This window comes from Variovorax sp. GW823-FHT04F07 (genome assembly GCF_058795995.1).
Map to the genome: position 1 here is coordinate 502735 of NZ_JBXAIG010000003.1, position 14660 is coordinate 517394.

Below are 14660 nucleotides of genomic sequence, written 5' to 3' on the forward strand. Positions count from 1 at the left end.
GTACAGGACGTCGCGGAAATTTGGCCTTCAATATTTCGCAGGCAGGGTTCTGTTTTTTAGAAATCGAGGGTTAGCTCTATCTATGGCGCCATTCGGCCGGCTCGTAAGATAAAAAAGCGCAATCATTGATCGCAGCAGATCCCGACGTGTATTCAATTAATTTTCAATCACTTCACGAGGAATTAAATATGAAAAAACGAAATACAACTCTATTGGCAGGAGCAATTCTTCTGGGTCTTTCCTCCCTCACGGCCCAGGCGGGAAATATCCGCATCGCCATGTCCAGCTACAGCGACAACACACGCCCCTGGCTGGAGGCTCTGGCCCGGGACTACGAAAAGGCCAACCCGGGAGACAAGGTCAAGGTCGAGGTGGGAAGCTGGGAGAACATGCAGCAGAAACTGCAGGCGGAAATCGCCAGCAACAACCCGCCCGATCTGGCCCACGTCGCGACCCGCTGGGTCGGCGATTTCGTGAATGACGGTCTGGTGGAGCCGGTCGACAATTACGCCAATGCGGCGTTCAAGGACCAATTCATTCCGGCCTTCCTGAAAGCCGGCAATATCAATGGAAAGCCTTATGCGCTGCCCATAGCGGCCAGCGTGCGCGCCATGTTCTATAACAAGGACATGCTGAGCAAGGCGGGCTTTCCCAATGGCCCCAAGACCTGGGACGACGTGATTGCCGCCGCGAAAAAGATCAAGGCCACGGGGGCCTACGGCTATGGCATCCAGGGCAAGGACCTGGATACCGACACTTATTTCTACTACGCGCTGTGGAGCATGGGCGGCGACGTGCTCGATGCGGGCAACAAGGCCGCCTTCAATTCGCCGACCGGCGTGAAAGCCGCCACGCTCTACAAAAGCATGATCGACCAGGGCCTGACCGAGCCCGGCGTGGCCGGCAACACGCGCTACGACCTGCACAACCTGTTCAAGCAGGGACGGCTGGGCATGGTCATTTCGCTGCCGCCGCTGGCCAAGGAAATCGCCAAGGACGCGCCGCAACTGAAATACGGCATCACCGGCGTGCCCAATGGCGGCAAGGACATCACCTTCGGCGTGACCGACTCGATCATGATGTTCAAGACCTCGAAGAACAAGGAAACCGCCCAGAAATTCCTGAGCTTCATGTTCTCGAAAACCGCGCGGCTGAAGTTCGACCAGGGCGAAGGCTTCATGCCGGTGACGCGCGAGGTGGCCAACGACCCCGTGTTCAAGGACGACCCGGTGCTCTCCGAGTTCGTGACCCTGCTGCCCAACGCACGCTTCGCCCCGCTGGTCGCCGGCTGGGAAGACTCGGCGCAGGCCGTCACCAACGCGCTGCAGGCCATCTACCAGGGCAAGGCGGAACCGAAGGCGGCGCTGGACAAGGCCGCGGCCGAAGCCAACACCAAGCTCAACAAGAAATAAGCCAGCAAGCCCCGGGGCGCAGCCCTGGGGCTGCGCCAGCTTTTCGCGTGTCGCACCACGCCCAACCACGCCTATCCGATCGAATCGACCTATGCAGAATCCCGTTCGAGGCCCTGCCCTGGCTTGGGGGCTGATTGCGCCGAGCCTGTTGCTCACCCTCTTCATCCTGGCCTACCCGCTGTCCACCCTGGTGTTCCAGTCGGTGCACGACATCTCGCGCTTCGGCCTGCTGCGGGCCTTCAACGGTCTGGACAACTTTCGCACCGTGTTCACCGACCCGGTGTTCGCCCATGTGGTGTGGCGCACGGTGCAGTGGACGGTGTGCGTGGTCGGCGGCGCGGTGCTGTGCGCTGTGCCGATCGCGCTCATCCTGCAGCAGGATTTCTATGGCCGGGGCGTGGCGCGCACGATCGTGATGCTGCCCTGGGCGGTGTCGCTGACGATGACGGCCATCGTCTGGACCTGGTCCTTCAACGGCCAGTACGGCATGGTCAATGCGAGCCTTGCCATGGTCGGGATCATCCGGGAGCCGATCAACTGGCTGGCCGACGGACAGCTCGCGTTCTGGGTCGAGGTGGGCGTGGGCATCCTGGTGTCCATCCCCTTCACCGTCACCATCTTCCTGGGCGGGCTGTCGTCGGTGTCGCAGGACATCTACGAAGCGGCCGGCATCGAAGGCGCGTCGCGCTGGCAGCAGTTTCGCCGGCTCACGCTGCCGCTGCTCAAGCCCTTCATCCACATGGCGATCGTGCTGAACGTGATCTACGTCTTCAACTCGTTCCCCATCATCTGGATCATGACGCAGGGCGGGCCGGACAACGCCACGCACATCCTCGTCACCTGGCTGTACCAGCTGGGCTTCCGCCTGGGCCGCCCCGGCGAGGCGGCCGCCATTTCGCTCGTGATGCTGGCCTTGCTGCTGGCCTTCACCGTGTTCTACCTGCGCCTGCAAAAGCGCCAGTCCGCGAAGGCCGCCGCATGATCCGCCCCGACAAACTCGTGCGCAGCCTCTGGTGCTGGCTGCTGCTCGCGCCGCTGGTGGCCGTGGTCGTCTTTCCGCTCGCGGTGATGTTCTTCACGGCGCTCAAGCCGGCGTCCGAGATCTACGTCTATCCGGCGCGCTGGCTGCCCCAGCAGTGGCAGTGGAGCAACTTCTCCGCCATGTGGACGCAGACCGGGTTCGGGCGCGCGCTGCTGAACAGCCTGCTGGTGTCGCTCTCTGCCACGGTGCTGACGATTGCCGTCAGCGTGCCTTCCGCCTATGCGTTGGCGCGCCTGAAGTTTCGCGGCCAGGGCGGCTACCGGCAGTTCCTGCTCATCACCCAGATGATCTCGCCCGTGCTGCTGGTGGTGGGCCTGTTCAAGATGGCGGCCAGCCTGCCCTGGTTCGAGGGCGGCAACATGACCGACTCGCGCCTGTCCGTGGTGGTGGCCTATGGCGCCTTCGGCATTGCCTTCGCCGTCTGGATGATGACCTCGTACTTCGAGACCATTCCGCGCGACCTGGAGGAGTCGGCCTGGCTCGAAGGCTCGGGCCCGGTGCGCACGGTCTGCAAGGTGTTCCTGCCGCTGGCGCTGCCGGCCATGGCGGTCACGGCACTGGTCACTTTCGTCAATGCGTGGAACGAGTTCGCCGTGGTCTACACGCTGATCCGCTCCACGGAAAAGCAGACGCTGACCGTGCTCGTCACCAACATGGTCGCGGGCCAGTACGTGGTGCAGTGGGAGCTGGTAATGGCCGCCGCCATCTGCGCCGTGGTCCCGGTCGCCATCCTGTTTGCGTGGATGCAGCGCTACATGGTGCAGGGCTTGACCGCGGGCTCGGTCAAATAGCGACCGCAGCGGCATCACAGCCCGCTGCTACCCGCTGCGCCCTCCCCCTTCGAATAATGCGGCGACGGCCGGCGCGCACCCTGCGCCGGCCGGTTTCGCCCACCTCATCCGAAGGAGACAAACCCGATGGCTCGCAAGATCCTGATGCTCTGCGGCGACTACGCCGAAGACTACGAAACCATGGTGCCGTTCCAGACCCTGCTGGCCGTCGGCCACACCGTGCACGCGGTGGCGCCCGACAAGAAGGCCGGCGACTGGGTGCACACCGCCATCCACGACTTCGAGGGCGCGCAGACCTACAGCGAGAAGCCGGGCCACCGCTTCACGCTGAACGCAACCTTCGACGAGGTGCGTCCCGAGGCCTACGACGCGCTCGTGATCCCCGGCGGCCGCGCGCCCGAGTACCTGCGCATGCACAGCCGCGTGGTCGAGATCGCGCGCCACTTCCTGGCGACCGACAAGCCGGTGGCCGCCGTCTGCCACGGCGCGCAGCTGCTCGCGGCCACGGGCCTCATCAAGGGCCGCAAGGTGTCGGCCTACCCAGCCTGCCAGGTCGAGGTGGAACTGGCCGGCGCCGAGTACATGGGCATCCCGGTCGACCAGGCCGTGACCGACCGCAACCTCGTCACGGCACCGGCCTGGCCGGCGCATCCGGCGTGGCTGTCGCAGTTCCTCGTGGTGCTGGGCACGCGCATCGAACACTGACCTGAACGGATGGACGCGGGCGGCGCTACAGTGCCGCGTCGCCCCGATTCACCCGCCTCTCGAGGAGATGGCCCATGTGCGAAGTCTTCATCAGCGCCGATCCGCAAAGCTACGACGCGCGCACGCGCTCGGTGCGGCTGCACGGCGTGGTCACCAGCATCCGGCTCGAGAACCTGTTCTGGCAGGTGCTCGAAGAGATCGCGCAGCGCGACGGCATGGCCGTGGTGCAGCTCATCGAGCGGCTGTACGACGAGCTGGTGGCGGCGCGCGGCGAGGTCGGCAACTTCGCGTCGTTCCTGCGCGTGTGCGCGCTGCGCTACGAGGCGATGGTGGCGCAGGGGCGGATTCCAGCCGACACCTCGGTCGCGATCCGCTCGCTCGACGCGAACGCCGTGCTGCATGAACTGCCGCAGGGTTGGGGTCGGCCATCACCTGCGCAGCAGCCGGGAGAGGCACGCGTGCACACGCTCCACGCCGGCGTACGGCGGCATGCGTAGACGCCGCCCTTGCGCGCCCCTTCACGAGATCACCAGCGCATCTTCACGCCGACGCTCGCATTCACCCCGCTCTTGATGCGCGAGTCGCCGCCGGAGCCCGCCCACAGCTTGCCCAGCTCCACATACACGCTCGTGTTCTCGGCCACCTGCAGCGTGGCCCCCGCCGCCAGCTCGGTGCTGCTGCCGCCGGTACGCGTCGCGATGTCGGTGAAGCCGGCCGGGCCGACGAAGCGGGTGACGTCGGTGCCGCGGCTGCTGCGGTGGAAATTGACCCGCACATAAGGCTGCAGCACCCCGGCGCTGGTGACGAACTCGCCCTTCACGCGCACGCCGGCGCGTGCCCGCCAGCCGTTGTGGCTGTTCTGCTGCACCAGCGCGCCGGAGATGCCCGTGTCGCCCAGGCTCACCCGCTGGTGCACCAATTGCACCTGCGGCTCGACGGTCCAGTTCTGCGCGATGGGAATCGACTGCCCCACCTCGATGGACGCCAGCAGGCTGTTGCCCTTGCCGCCCCGGGAGAAGCCCAGCGTGGGCCTGGCGGTGTAGCGGTGGCGCCCGGCCTGCAGCACGCCGTCGACGTACACGCCGCTGGCGTGCTTCCAGGTGGCATAGGCGCCCAGGTACTCGCTCTTCTGGTTGTTGGTGCCCACGCCGAGGTTCGCCAGGCCGCTGGCAAAGCCGTTCACGCGCATGTCGCCGTCGAGCTGGCCGACGTACACGCCCGCGTGCCAGTCGGGGTTGGCCCACAGGTCGGTGCCGGCCTGGAAGCCCGTGAGGCGCCCCTTGCTCGTGGGGCTCACGGTGCCGCCCTGCGCGATGGTGCGGTCGGTGCTGATGATGCGCCCCCACGCCTCGCGGTAACCCTGCGTGGGCTTGGCCGGGTTTGCGCCCGCTACAAGGTCCTCACCCATGCGCAGGCGCCTGTTGCCGAGCATCGCGAAGCTGGACTGGCGCAGCTGCTCGGGCAGCGCGGCGTACAGCGGCACTTCGGCGCGGTAGGTGGGCACGGCGAGCACGGGCACGACGCCGGTGCCGCCAGTGCCCGAGCCGCCACCGCCGGCAGGCGGCGTGACGGGCGGGACAGGCGTCACGGGCGTCACGGGTGCGGCGGTCGAGCGCAGGTACCAGTTCTCGCCCGCGCCGGCGGCATCGGCCGCATGCAGCCGGTACTCGTAGGCGCCCGCATCCACGTGCGTGCCGGCCAGCACGAACGCGCTCTTGGTCGTCTGCGCGGTGGTGATCGCGCCGTTGAGGGCGCTGATCACCTCGATGCCGTTGCCCGTGGTGAGCGCGCCCAGGCCGCCCAGGTTGGTGATCTGCACATTCGTCGTGCCGCTGGCGACGGCGGTGGCGCCGCTCAGGATGAGCCGGTCGCTCGCGCTCGCGCTGCCGCCCAGCGCGGTGCCCAGCCGCAGCGTGCCGCCGTTGCCCACCCAGGGACCGTTGACGGTGAGCGTGGTGCCGGGCACCGCGCCCACCAGCGAGACGGTGCCGCTGTGGGCCATCGACGCGAGGGTCTGGCTGTTGCCGGCCAGGTCGAGCGTCGCGCCGGTGGCCACGGTGAAGGGGCTCACGCTGCTGAGCACGTTGGCCGCGCCCGCACGCAGGGTGCCCGCCGCGACGTTGGTGGCGCCCGAGTGGGTGTCCGCACCGCTCAGCGTCAGCACGCCCGCGCCGATCTTCACGAGATCGCTGGCGCCGGAGATTGCGCCCGTCCACGTCAGGGCGTTCCCGTTGGTGTCGATGGTGCCCGTGCCGCCCAGCAGCAAGGCGTTGCTGACGGTGAGGCCGCCGGCGCCCGCGATGACGCTGGCGGTGGCGCCCGCGCCGATCGAAATCGCGCCCGTCATCGACGAGCCGGTGTTCAGCGTGAGGCTGTTGGTGCCGCCCGTGAATGCGACCGCCGCGGCGCGCGTGACGCCGTCGCCGCCCAGGCCGCCCGAGATGGTTCCGCCGTTGGTCAGCGCGAGGTTCGCGCCCGTCACCCCGACGCCGCCCACCCCGTTGGCACGGCTCGGTCCACCGTTGCTGTTGGCCCCGCCGACGCCGCCCGCCCCACCGGCGATGGTGCCGGTGTTGGTGACGGTTGCGCCCGCGCCGGTCGATGCGAGGCCCGCCCCGCCGTCGCCGCCAGCGCCCGGTGAGCCAGTGCCGCCCGCACCGCCGCCGGCCGCGCCGCCCGCGCCCCCGGCACCGCCCGTGATCGCGCCGGAGTTGTTGACGGTGACGGCGACACCCGCCAACGTCGCGCCGATGCCCCCTGCGCCGCCGCCGCCGCCCGAGGCGTTGGAACGGGCGGGCGCCAATTCGGCCCCGCCGGCGCCGCCCGCCCCGCCCGTGAGGGGACCGGTGTTGGTGAAGCTGAGCCCCGGGTTGGTCGCGTTCAGGTAGAACCCGCCGCCCCCGCTGCCGCCGCCGCCGCCCTGCGAGAAGGCGTCGCCGCCCTTGCCGCCGGCGCCGCCCGTGGAAGATCCCGTGGCCGTGTAGCTGCCGAGCGGGCCGCTGAGGATCGAGCCGTAGCCGCCCGCGCCGCCGCCGCCCGCGGCCCAGTACCCGTTGCCGCCCGCGCCACCGATGCCGCCGGTGTAGCTGTCGGACGAGTTGGCCACGTTGTTGGCGATCGACATCCCCTGGAAGCCGCCGCCGCCCCCGCCGCCATAGCCGTTGCCATTGCCCGGGTCGCCGGTCTGCGCCTGGCCCGCGCCACCGGCGTCGCCCTGGAACGCCCCGGGACCGGTGGGCGTGCTGGCCGCGCCGGCCGCGCCACCGGTGCCCGGCGTGGCACCACCGAAGCCGCCGATGCTGGCGTTGGCCCCCGCCGTGACGCCGCCCGGCGTGGACGATCCGCCCGCGCCGCCGAAGGCATTGACCGTGGTGTCATTGAGCCCGCCGCTCCCGCCCGTGCCGTCGCTGCCGCCCGTGCCCGCGTTCAGCGACGCGTCACCGACCGGCTGGCCGCCCGCGCCGCCGGCCGCGAGCACCGGCACGACGCAGACCCACAGGGCCGCCGTTGCCGCCGCTGCCGCCACCGCGCGCACGCCGCCCCCACTGCACGATCGCGCGTGGCCGCGCGCGATTTCCGGCGCGGCCACCCAGGTGCCGGCGGTGGGACTCCACAGGGTTCGGAAGATCTTGTTCATGACTCAACTCCCTCTTCGTTCACTGACTGAGCAGGTGGACCTCCGTGTGCAGCAGCAATGGCTTGCTCCTCCCCACGGCGACGATTTCGGATGTGCAAGTCAAAAATGTAAGAACGCGTGCCAGTTACGCGTATCCCTGCAAGGGGCTACCCTGAAACGGGAGCGACCGGCCCCATGCGGGGCCACTCCGCCTCTGTCAGGCCCTTCGGTAGACGGTCTACCCTGTCGCGTATCCATACGTAACATGTGACTTTTGGACAGCACAATCTCTCGCCTCGGGCGCGGCGCCCAAAAGAAAAGGCACCCTCGCGGGTGCCTTGTTCGTTGCGGATGCGCCCCGGGGCGCGCGCTGTCAGTCCAGCGACACGTTCGCCTTGCGGATCACGTCGGTGAAGCGCTTCGTTTCGGTCGCCACGAACTGGTCGAACTGCGGGCGCGTGGTCGGGAACGGCTCGTAGCCGAAGCTCTTGAACTTCTCCAGCACGTCGGGTTCGGCCAGGCCCTTCTCGATGTCGCGCTTGATCTTGTCGGTCACCGAAGCCGGCAGGCCCTTCGGCACGGCGATGGCGTTCCAGCCGATGACCTCGAAGCCCTTCGGGCCGCCCGATTCGCTCACGGTCGGCACGTCGGGGAAGGCGGCCACGCGCTGGGGCGCGGCAGCCGCCAGGAAGCGCAGCTTGTTGGCGCGCTGCAGCGGGCCGGCGGTGGCGCTGCTGCCCAGCGCAAAGGCCAGCTCGCCGGTGGCGACCGAGGTGTACAGCTGCGTGGTTTCCTTGTAGATCACGTGCTCCATCTGCGTGCCGGTGGCCGACTCGAACAGCTCCGAGCCCAGGTGCACCGGGTTGCCGACCGACCATGAGCCGTAGTCGAGCTTGCCGGGGTTGGCCTTGGCGTCGGCGATGAGGTCGCCCACGGTCTTGTACTTGCTGTTGGTCGCGACGGTGAAGAAGAAGTAGGTCTTGAACAGCGGCAGCAGTGCGTCGAAGTCCTTCGATGCGTCGTAGGGCAGCTTCTTGAACAGCGCCGGGTACGCGGCCAGGTGCACGTTGTCCAGCACGATGATGTCGTGGCCGTCTTTCGCACCGCGCTTGAAGGCGTCGATGGCGATGAAGCCGTTGCCGCCCGGGCGGTTCTCGACCACCACCGGCTGGCCCCAGGCGCGCGAGAGCTTGTCGGCCACGAGGCGGGCCACGCCGTCCGGACCACCGCCGACCGGGAACGGCGTGATGATGCGCACGGGCTTGGTCGGGAAGGCTGCGGGCTGCTGTTGTGCCGAAGCGGTCAGCGGCAGCAGGCCGCCGGCAGTCAACGCCAGCACGGCTGCAGCGATGGCGCGGCGCGAAAGCGACGAACGAAAGAAGGACATGAGGGAAGTCTCCGGTTTGATGAATCGTTGATGGGTGGGAAGCGGTGCGTCGCCGCTCAGTCGACCGACGCGCCCGAGGCCTTGACGATGCCGGCCCACAGCGCGCTTTCCTTCGCGATGAGCGCGGCGTACTCGGCCGGCCCGCCGAGCAGCGGCACGGCGCCTTCCACGTCCAGGCGCGACTGGAACTCGGCGCCGCCCGCCACCTGCAGCATCTGCGCCGACAGCGTCTTCACGAACGCGTCGGGCGTGCCGCGCGGCGCGAGGATGCCGTAGGTGAGCGTGCTCTCGAAGCCCGCGAGTTCGCGCAGGCCCGACTCGGCCACGGTGGGCACGTCGGGCAACGACGGCAAACGCTTCGCGCCCGTGACGGCAATCGCGCGCAGGCGCCCGCCCTTGACCAGCGCGAGCGCGGGCGGGATGACGCTGAACATCATCTGCACCTGCCCGCCCGCAAGGTCGGTGAGCGCGGGGTTGGTGCCCTTGTAGGGAATGTGATTGATCTTCGTGCCGGTGCGCTGCGCGAAGAGCTCGCCCGTGAGGTGGCCGCCCGTGCCGCTGCCGCTCGAGGCGTAGTCGAGCAGCCCCGGGCGCACCTTGGCCTCCTTGGCGAGGTCGGCCACGCTGCGCACCTTCGAGGCCGCGGGCACCACGAGCACGAGCGCGGACGAGGCGAACATGGCCACGGGCACGAGGTCCTTGCGGGCGTCGAACTTCAAGCCCTTGTACAGCGCCGGATTGATCGACACGGTGCCCGTGTGGCCCAGCAGCAGCGTGCTGCCGTCGGGCGTGCTGCGCACCACCTGCTCGGTGCCGAGGTTGCCGCCCGCGCCGGGCTTGTTGTCGACGATGACGCCCGAGGTGCGCACCTCGCCCAGGCCCTTGGCCATCTGGCGTGCGAACACGTCGTTGCCGCCGCCAGCCGCGAAGGGCACGACGATGCGGATCGGCTTGCCGTCGGCCTGCTGCGCATGCGCAGGCAGGCCCGCTGCTGCTAGCAGGCCCAGCAGCAGCAGCAGCTCGCGTCGGGCGAGCGCCATCAGACGCGTTCCAGGATCACGGCAATGCCCTGCCCCACGCCGATGCACATCGTGCACAGCGCGTAGCGGCCGCCGCCCTTGTGCAGCTGGTTCACCGCGGTGGTGGCCAGGCGTGCGCCGCTGGCGCCGAGCGGGTGACCCAGTGCGATGGCGCCGCCGTTGATGTTCACGCGTGCGTCGTCGTCCTTCAGGCCCAGCAGACGCAGCACGGCGAGGCCTTGTGCGGCGAAGGCTTCGTTGAGTTCGATGACGTCGATCTGGTCGAGCGTAAGGCCGGTGAGCGCCAGCACCTTCTGCGTGGCGGGCGCCGGGCCGATGCCCATGATGCGCGGCGCCACACCGACCGTGGCCATGCCGACCACGCGGGCGCGCGGCGTGAGCCCGTGCTTGGCGGCGCTGGCTTCGTCGGCCAGCAGCAGCGCGCAGGCGCCGTCGTTCACGCCGCTGGCATTGCCGGCGGTGACGGTGCCGTCAGGGCGCACGATGGGCTTGAGCTTGGCCAGCGCCTCCAGCGTGGTGTCACGCGGATGCTCGTCCTTGTTGACGATGAGGGCGTCGCCCTTCTTTTGCGGCACGCTCACGGGCACGATCTCGGCGTCGAAGAAGCCGGACTTCTGCGAGGCCACGGCGCGCAGCTGCGAGTTGAGCGCCATCAGGTCTTGCGCTTCGCGCTCGATCTTGTAGTCGGTGGCCACGTTCTCGGCCGTCTCGGGCATCGAGTCGACGCCGTACTGCGCCTTCATGAGCTTGTTGATGAAGCGCCAGCCGATGGTGGTGTCGTACACCGCGTTGTTGCGGCTGAAGGCGCTCTCGGCCTTGGGCATGACGAAGGGCGCGCGGCTCATGCTTTCGACGCCGCCGGCAATCATGAGGCCGGCTTCACCGGCGCGGATGGCGCGCGCGGCGGTGCCCAGTGCATCGAGGCCCGAACCGCACAGGCGGTTGATGGTGCCGCCGCCCACTTCGATCGGCAGGCCCGCGAGCAGCGCCGACATGCGCGCGACGTTGCGGTTGTCTTCGCCGGCCTGGTTGGCGCAGCCGTAGAGCACGTCGCTCACCGCTTGCCAGTCGACGTTCTTGTTGCGCTCGATGAGGGCGCGCAGGGGCACGGCGCCGAGGTCGTCGGTGCGCACGCTGCTGAGCGAACCGCCGTAGCGGCCGAAGGGGGTGCGCACGGCGTCGCAGATGAAGGCTTGATTGGTCATGTGAGTTGTCTCTCTGATTACTTGGATGGGATCAGGCGGCGATCGGCAGGCCGACCAGCTTTTCGAGTTCTTCGCGGCTCAGGCCCTCGACGGTGTCGACGAGCTTCAGGCCCTGCGGCGTGCACTCGAGCGTGGCGAGGTCGGAGTACACGCGCTTGACGCAGCCGATGCCGGTGAGCGGATAGGTGCACTCTTGCACCAGCTTGCTCGCGCCCTGCTTGGTGAGCAAATCCATCATGACCCACGTCTGCTTGGCGCCGATGGCCAGGTCCATCGCGCCGCCGACCGCGGGAATGGCGTCTTTCTCGCCCGTGTGCCAGTTGGCGAGGTCGCCGGTGGCCGACACCTGGAACGCGCCGAGCACGCAGATGTCGAGGTGGCCACCGCGCATCATCGCGAAGCTGTCGGAGTGGTGGAAGAACGAACCGCCCGGCAGCAGCGTGACGGGCTGCTTGCCGGCGTTGATGAGGTCGTAGTCTTCTTCGCCGGCCTCGGGCGCGGGGCCCATGCCGAGGATGCCGTTCTCGCTTTGCAGGATGACCTCACGGCCCTGCGGCAGGTGGTTGGCCACCAGCGTGGGCTGGCCGATGCCGAGGTTGACGACGGCGCCGTCGAAGATGTCTTGCGCGACGCGGGCTGCCAGTTGGTCTTTGGTGCGACGGGTGTATGCCATGGTCATGCTGCCTTCTTGAAGCCGCCGGCCTGCGTGGCCACGCGTTCGATGCGCACCACCTGGTGCACGAAGATGCCCGGGGTCACGATGCTCTCGGGGTCGAGGGTGCCGAGTTCGGCGATGTCGTGCACGGTGGCGACGGTCTTCTTCGCGGCCATGGCCATCACTGGACCGAAGTTGCGCGCGGCCTTGCGATAGACCAGGTTGCCCCAGCGGTCGCCGCGCTCGGCCTTGATGAGCGCCACGTCGCCGTGGATGGGGTACTCGAGCACGTACTGCACGCCGTCGATCTCGCGCGTTTCGCGGTTGCCGGCCAGTTGCGTGCCGTAGCCCGTGGGGCAGTAGAAGGCGCCGATGCCGGCACCCGCCGCGCGGATGCGCTCGGCCAGGTTGCCCTGGGGCACCAGCTCGAGTTCGATCTTGCCGCTGCGGTACAGGCCGTCGAACACCTGGCTGTCGGCCTGGCGCGGAAAGCTGCAGATGATCTTGCGCACGCGCCCGGCCTTGAGCAGCGCCGCCAGGCCCGTCTCGCCATTGCCTGCGTTGTTGTTGACGACCGTGAGGTCCTTGGCGCCCTGCTCGACGAGGCCGTCGATGAGTTCGCCTGGAATGCCGGCGGTGCCGAAACCGCCGATGAGCACCGTGGCGCCGTCTTGGATGCCTGCCAGGGCATCGGCGACCGAGCGCGCGATCTTGTTGATCATGAAGCCTGTCTCCGGGAGTGAAGAAAGAAACCGAACGGTCCGAACACCCTGCCGAATTCACGAATCCTCGCGAATCGCAATTTGTTCGCCTAAAGAACTTTTGTTCGTATAATGAATTTTAGAGAGGATCGCTCGCCATGGCAACCCACCCCGTTTCCGTCACTTCCACCGCCGACACGCCCGCCCCTGGCGACAGCTACGTGCAGTCTTTTGCGCGCGGCCTGCAGGTGATCCGCTCGTTCAGCGCGAGCGCACCGCACCAGACCCTGAGCGAGGTGGCGGCCGGCAGCGGCCTCACGCGTGCGGGGGCGCGGCGCATTCTTCTCACGCTGCAGACGCTGGGTTATGTGGTGACCGACGGCAAGCTCTTCACGCTCACGCCGCGCATCCTCGACCTGGGCTTTGCCTACCTGTCGTCGATGCCGATCTGGAACCGCGCCGAGCCCGTGATGGAGGCGCTGGTGCAGCAGGTGCAGGAGTCGTGCTCGGCCGCCGTGCTCGACGCGACCGACATCGTCTATGTGCTGCGCGTGCCCACGCAGAAGATCATGCGCATCAGCCTGGGCGTGGGCTCGCGGCTGCCGGCGTACTGCACCTCGCTGGGCCGCCTGCTGCTCGCAGACCTCAGTGACGACGAGGTGCGCGCGCGCCTCGAGGCCTCGAACCTCGAGGCGCTGACCAAGCACACCGTGACCGACATCGACGCGCTCATGGCCAAGGTGGCCCAGGCGCGCAAGCAGCAGTGGTGCCTGGTGAACCAGGAGCTGGAAGAAGGCCTGATCTCCGTGGCCGCGCCCATCGTGAACCGCCAGGGCCGCATGGTGGCCGCGCTGAACATCAGCGGGCAGGCGAACCGCACCAGCGCGAAGGTGATGCAGGAGACGATGCTGCCGGCGCTGATCGATGCGGCACGGCAGGTGTCGGCGCTGCTGTAGCCGCAGCGCGGTCGCGCTGGCACTGGCTCAGGCCTCTGAGCGAATGCCTTTCATGAGGATCACGCCGCCCAGGCGAGTGGTGTCGGCGCGCATGCGCTTGGCCAGCGTGTCGGGCGAACCGGGCTGCGCCTGCCAGCCGGTCTTGAGCAGCTCGCCGCTCACCTCGGGCGAGCTGATCACCTCGACCAGCGCGGCGTTGAGCTTGGTCACAGCCGCCGGCTTCATGCTCGCGGGCGCGGCGAGCGCGGTCCAGATCTCGAGGTCAGCACCGCGCACGTCGGCGTCGCGGATCGTCGGCAGCTCGTTGACCAGCGGGCTGCGCTCGGGCGAGGTCACGCCGATGGCCTTGAGCTTGCCCGACTTCACATGCGGCATCGCCAGGCCCGGCGGCAGCAGCGCCAGCTGAATCTCGCCCGCGAGGATGCCGGCGATCACCTGCGGGTTGCCCGTGTAGGGCTTGTGCTGCGCGGTGATGGCCGCGCGGCTCTTGAGCAGCTCCATGCCCAGGTGGCCCACGGTGCCCACGCCCGGCGTGCCGTACTTGCCGGCGCTGCCCAGGTTGCGCACCCACAGCAGCAGGTCGGCCGCGGTCTTGCCCGTGGCGCCGCCCGACACCACCAGCACCAGCGGCGCGGTGCCGATCAGGCCGACGGGTGCGAAGTCTTTCTCGGGGTCGAAGTCGAGCGACGGGTTCAGCAGCTTGGCGATCGTGAGGTTGCCGTTGATGAGCGCGCCAATCGTGTGGTCGTCCGTGGCCTTGGCCACTTCGGCAGCCACGAGGTTGCCGCTGGCGCCGGGCTTGTTCTCCACCGTCACCGGCTGGCGCAGGAGCTTCGAGAGCGGCTCCGCGATGGCGCGCGCCGCCAGGTCGGGCGAGGCGCCGGCCGGAAAGCCCACGAGGATGCGCACGGGCTTGGTTGGCCAGGCGGCATCGCCGCCTGCTGCGCGCTGGGCCCACGAGGCCGGCGTGAACAGCGAGGTGGCAATGGCTGCAGCGCCGCCTTCGAGCAGGCGGCGTTTGGTGATCTTCAAGACGGACTCCGGAGGGTTGGAAAAATCAGGGTAAACACGTGCATTTTGCTTACGAGACGTTACATGATGATGCTGCAGCGCACAAGTTCGGCACAACTGTGAATAGGGCCATCGCAGG

13 protein-coding genes are annotated in these 14660 nt (G+C 68.4%); 6 read left to right on the forward strand and 7 right to left on the reverse strand.

Features of this window, described 5'->3' with window-relative positions; all coding sequences use genetic code 11:
* Positions 1-188 precede the first annotated feature (188 nt).
* The 5 genes from AC1RAA_RS17690 (at position 189) to AC1RAA_RS17710 (ending at position 4447) form a co-directional block, all read left to right on the forward strand.
* A complete protein-coding gene (locus AC1RAA_RS17690) occupies positions 189-1412 on the forward strand; it encodes an ABC transporter substrate-binding protein (protein ID WP_492686574.1) in 1224 nt (407 codons plus the stop codon).
* A 91-nt stretch (positions 1413-1503) separates the two neighbouring features.
* Positions 1504-2394, forward strand: a complete 891-nt coding sequence (locus tag AC1RAA_RS17695) for a carbohydrate ABC transporter permease (protein ID WP_062481532.1) — start codon at positions 1504-1506, stop codon at positions 2392-2394.
* Entirely contained in the window at positions 2391-3245 is an 855-nt protein-coding gene (locus AC1RAA_RS17700) for a carbohydrate ABC transporter permease (RefSeq protein ID WP_095948089.1), read from the forward strand. The genes AC1RAA_RS17695 and AC1RAA_RS17700 overlap by 4 nt, the downstream gene beginning before the upstream one ends.
* A gap of 126 nt (positions 3246-3371) precedes the next feature.
* Positions 3372-3950 (forward strand): DJ-1/PfpI family protein, encoded by a 579-nt coding sequence (locus AC1RAA_RS17705; protein WP_159272943.1) that lies wholly within the window; start codon positions 3372-3374, stop codon positions 3948-3950.
* 74 nt (positions 3951-4024) lie between these two features.
* Positions 4025-4447 (forward strand): ribbon-helix-helix domain-containing protein, encoded by a 423-nt coding sequence (locus AC1RAA_RS17710; protein ID WP_307696991.1) that lies wholly within the window; start codon positions 4025-4027, stop codon positions 4445-4447.
* A 29-nt stretch (positions 4448-4476) separates the two neighbouring features.
* Here the strand turns inward: AC1RAA_RS17710 and AC1RAA_RS17715 are convergent, their stop codons facing one another.
* The 6 genes from AC1RAA_RS17715 to AC1RAA_RS17740 all read right to left on the reverse strand — a co-directional run bounded on the left by AC1RAA_RS17715 (position 4477) and on the right by AC1RAA_RS17740 (position 12575).
* The gene (locus AC1RAA_RS17715; protein WP_492730965.1) at positions 4477-7587 is read right to left on the reverse strand and encodes an autotransporter outer membrane beta-barrel domain-containing protein; all 3111 of its coding nucleotides are present in this window, start codon (positions 7585-7587) and stop codon (positions 4477-4479) included.
* 352 nt (positions 7588-7939) lie between these two features.
* On the reverse strand, positions 7940-8953 hold the full coding sequence (locus AC1RAA_RS17720) for a Bug family tripartite tricarboxylate transporter substrate binding protein (RefSeq protein WP_095948087.1): 1014 nt from the start codon (positions 8951-8953) through the stop codon (positions 7940-7942).
* Between the two features lie 56 nt (positions 8954-9009).
* Positions 9010-9993 (reverse strand): Bug family tripartite tricarboxylate transporter substrate binding protein, encoded by a 984-nt coding sequence (locus AC1RAA_RS17725; RefSeq protein WP_492730963.1) that lies wholly within the window; start codon positions 9991-9993, stop codon positions 9010-9012.
* Complete coding sequence (pcaF, locus tag AC1RAA_RS17730) at positions 9993-11198, reverse strand: 3-oxoadipyl-CoA thiolase (RefSeq protein WP_492730961.1); 1206 nt, start codon at positions 11196-11198, stop codon at positions 9993-9995. The genes AC1RAA_RS17725 and pcaF overlap by 1 nt, the downstream gene beginning before the upstream one ends.
* A gap of 31 nt (positions 11199-11229) precedes the next feature.
* Positions 11230-11877 (reverse strand): 3-oxoacid CoA-transferase subunit B, encoded by a 648-nt coding sequence (locus AC1RAA_RS17735; RefSeq protein ID WP_095746742.1) that lies wholly within the window; start codon positions 11875-11877, stop codon positions 11230-11232.
* Complete coding sequence (locus AC1RAA_RS17740; protein ID WP_369630106.1) at positions 11874-12575, reverse strand: 3-oxoacid CoA-transferase subunit A; 702 nt, start codon at positions 12573-12575, stop codon at positions 11874-11876. Before AC1RAA_RS17740 ends, AC1RAA_RS17735 begins: the two co-directional genes overlap by 4 nt.
* Before the next feature lie 137 nt (positions 12576-12712).
* Between AC1RAA_RS17740 and AC1RAA_RS17745 the strand changes: the two genes are divergently transcribed.
* Positions 12713-13510 carry an IclR family transcriptional regulator domain-containing protein gene (locus AC1RAA_RS17745; RefSeq protein WP_492730959.1) on the forward strand — a complete coding sequence of 266 codons (798 nt, stop codon included), beginning with the start codon at positions 12713-12715 and terminating at the stop codon, positions 13508-13510.
* Positions 13511-13537: 27 nt separating this feature from the next.
* On the opposite strand, the gene AC1RAA_RS17750 is transcribed toward AC1RAA_RS17745, so the two are convergent.
* A complete protein-coding gene (locus tag AC1RAA_RS17750; RefSeq protein ID WP_492730957.1) occupies positions 13538-14542 on the reverse strand; it encodes a Bug family tripartite tricarboxylate transporter substrate binding protein in 1005 nt (334 codons plus the stop codon).
* Between the last annotated feature and the right edge of the window lie 118 nt (positions 14543-14660).

Bases quoted from the DNA above. Each gene is read 5' to 3' on its own strand.
- AC1RAA_RS17690 (WP_492686574.1), top strand. From the start codon at position 189: ATGAAAAAACGAAATACAACTCTATTGGCAGGAGCAATTCTTCTGGGT.
- AC1RAA_RS17695 (WP_062481532.1), top strand. From the start codon at position 1,504: ATGCAGAATCCCGTTCGAGGCCCTGCCCTGGCTTGGGGGCTGATTGCG.
- AC1RAA_RS17700 (WP_095948089.1), top strand. From the start codon at position 2,391: ATGATCCGCCCCGACAAACTCGTGCGCAGCCTCTGGTGCTGGCTGCTG.
- AC1RAA_RS17705 (WP_159272943.1), top strand. From the start codon at position 3,372: ATGGCTCGCAAGATCCTGATGCTCTGCGGCGACTACGCCGAAGACTAC.
- AC1RAA_RS17710 (WP_307696991.1), top strand. From the start codon at position 4,025: ATGTGCGAAGTCTTCATCAGCGCCGATCCGCAAAGCTACGACGCGCGC.
- AC1RAA_RS17715 (WP_492730965.1), bottom strand. From the start codon at position 7,587: ATGAACAAGATCTTCCGAACCCTGTGGAGTCCCACCGCCGGCACCTGG.
- AC1RAA_RS17720 (WP_095948087.1), bottom strand. From the start codon at position 8,953: ATGTCCTTCTTTCGTTCGTCGCTTTCGCGCCGCGCCATCGCTGCAGCC.
- AC1RAA_RS17725 (WP_492730963.1), bottom strand. From the start codon at position 9,993: ATGGCGCTCGCCCGACGCGAGCTGCTGCTGCTGCTGGGCCTGCTAGCA.
- pcaF (WP_492730961.1), bottom strand. From the start codon at position 11,198: ATGACCAATCAAGCCTTCATCTGCGACGCCGTGCGCACCCCCTTCGGC.
- AC1RAA_RS17735 (WP_095746742.1), bottom strand. From the start codon at position 11,877: ATGACCATGGCATACACCCGTCGCACCAAAGACCAACTGGCAGCCCGC.
- AC1RAA_RS17740 (WP_369630106.1), bottom strand. From the start codon at position 12,575: ATGATCAACAAGATCGCGCGCTCGGTCGCCGATGCCCTGGCAGGCATC.
- AC1RAA_RS17745 (WP_492730959.1), top strand. From the start codon at position 12,713: ATGGCAACCCACCCCGTTTCCGTCACTTCCACCGCCGACACGCCCGCC.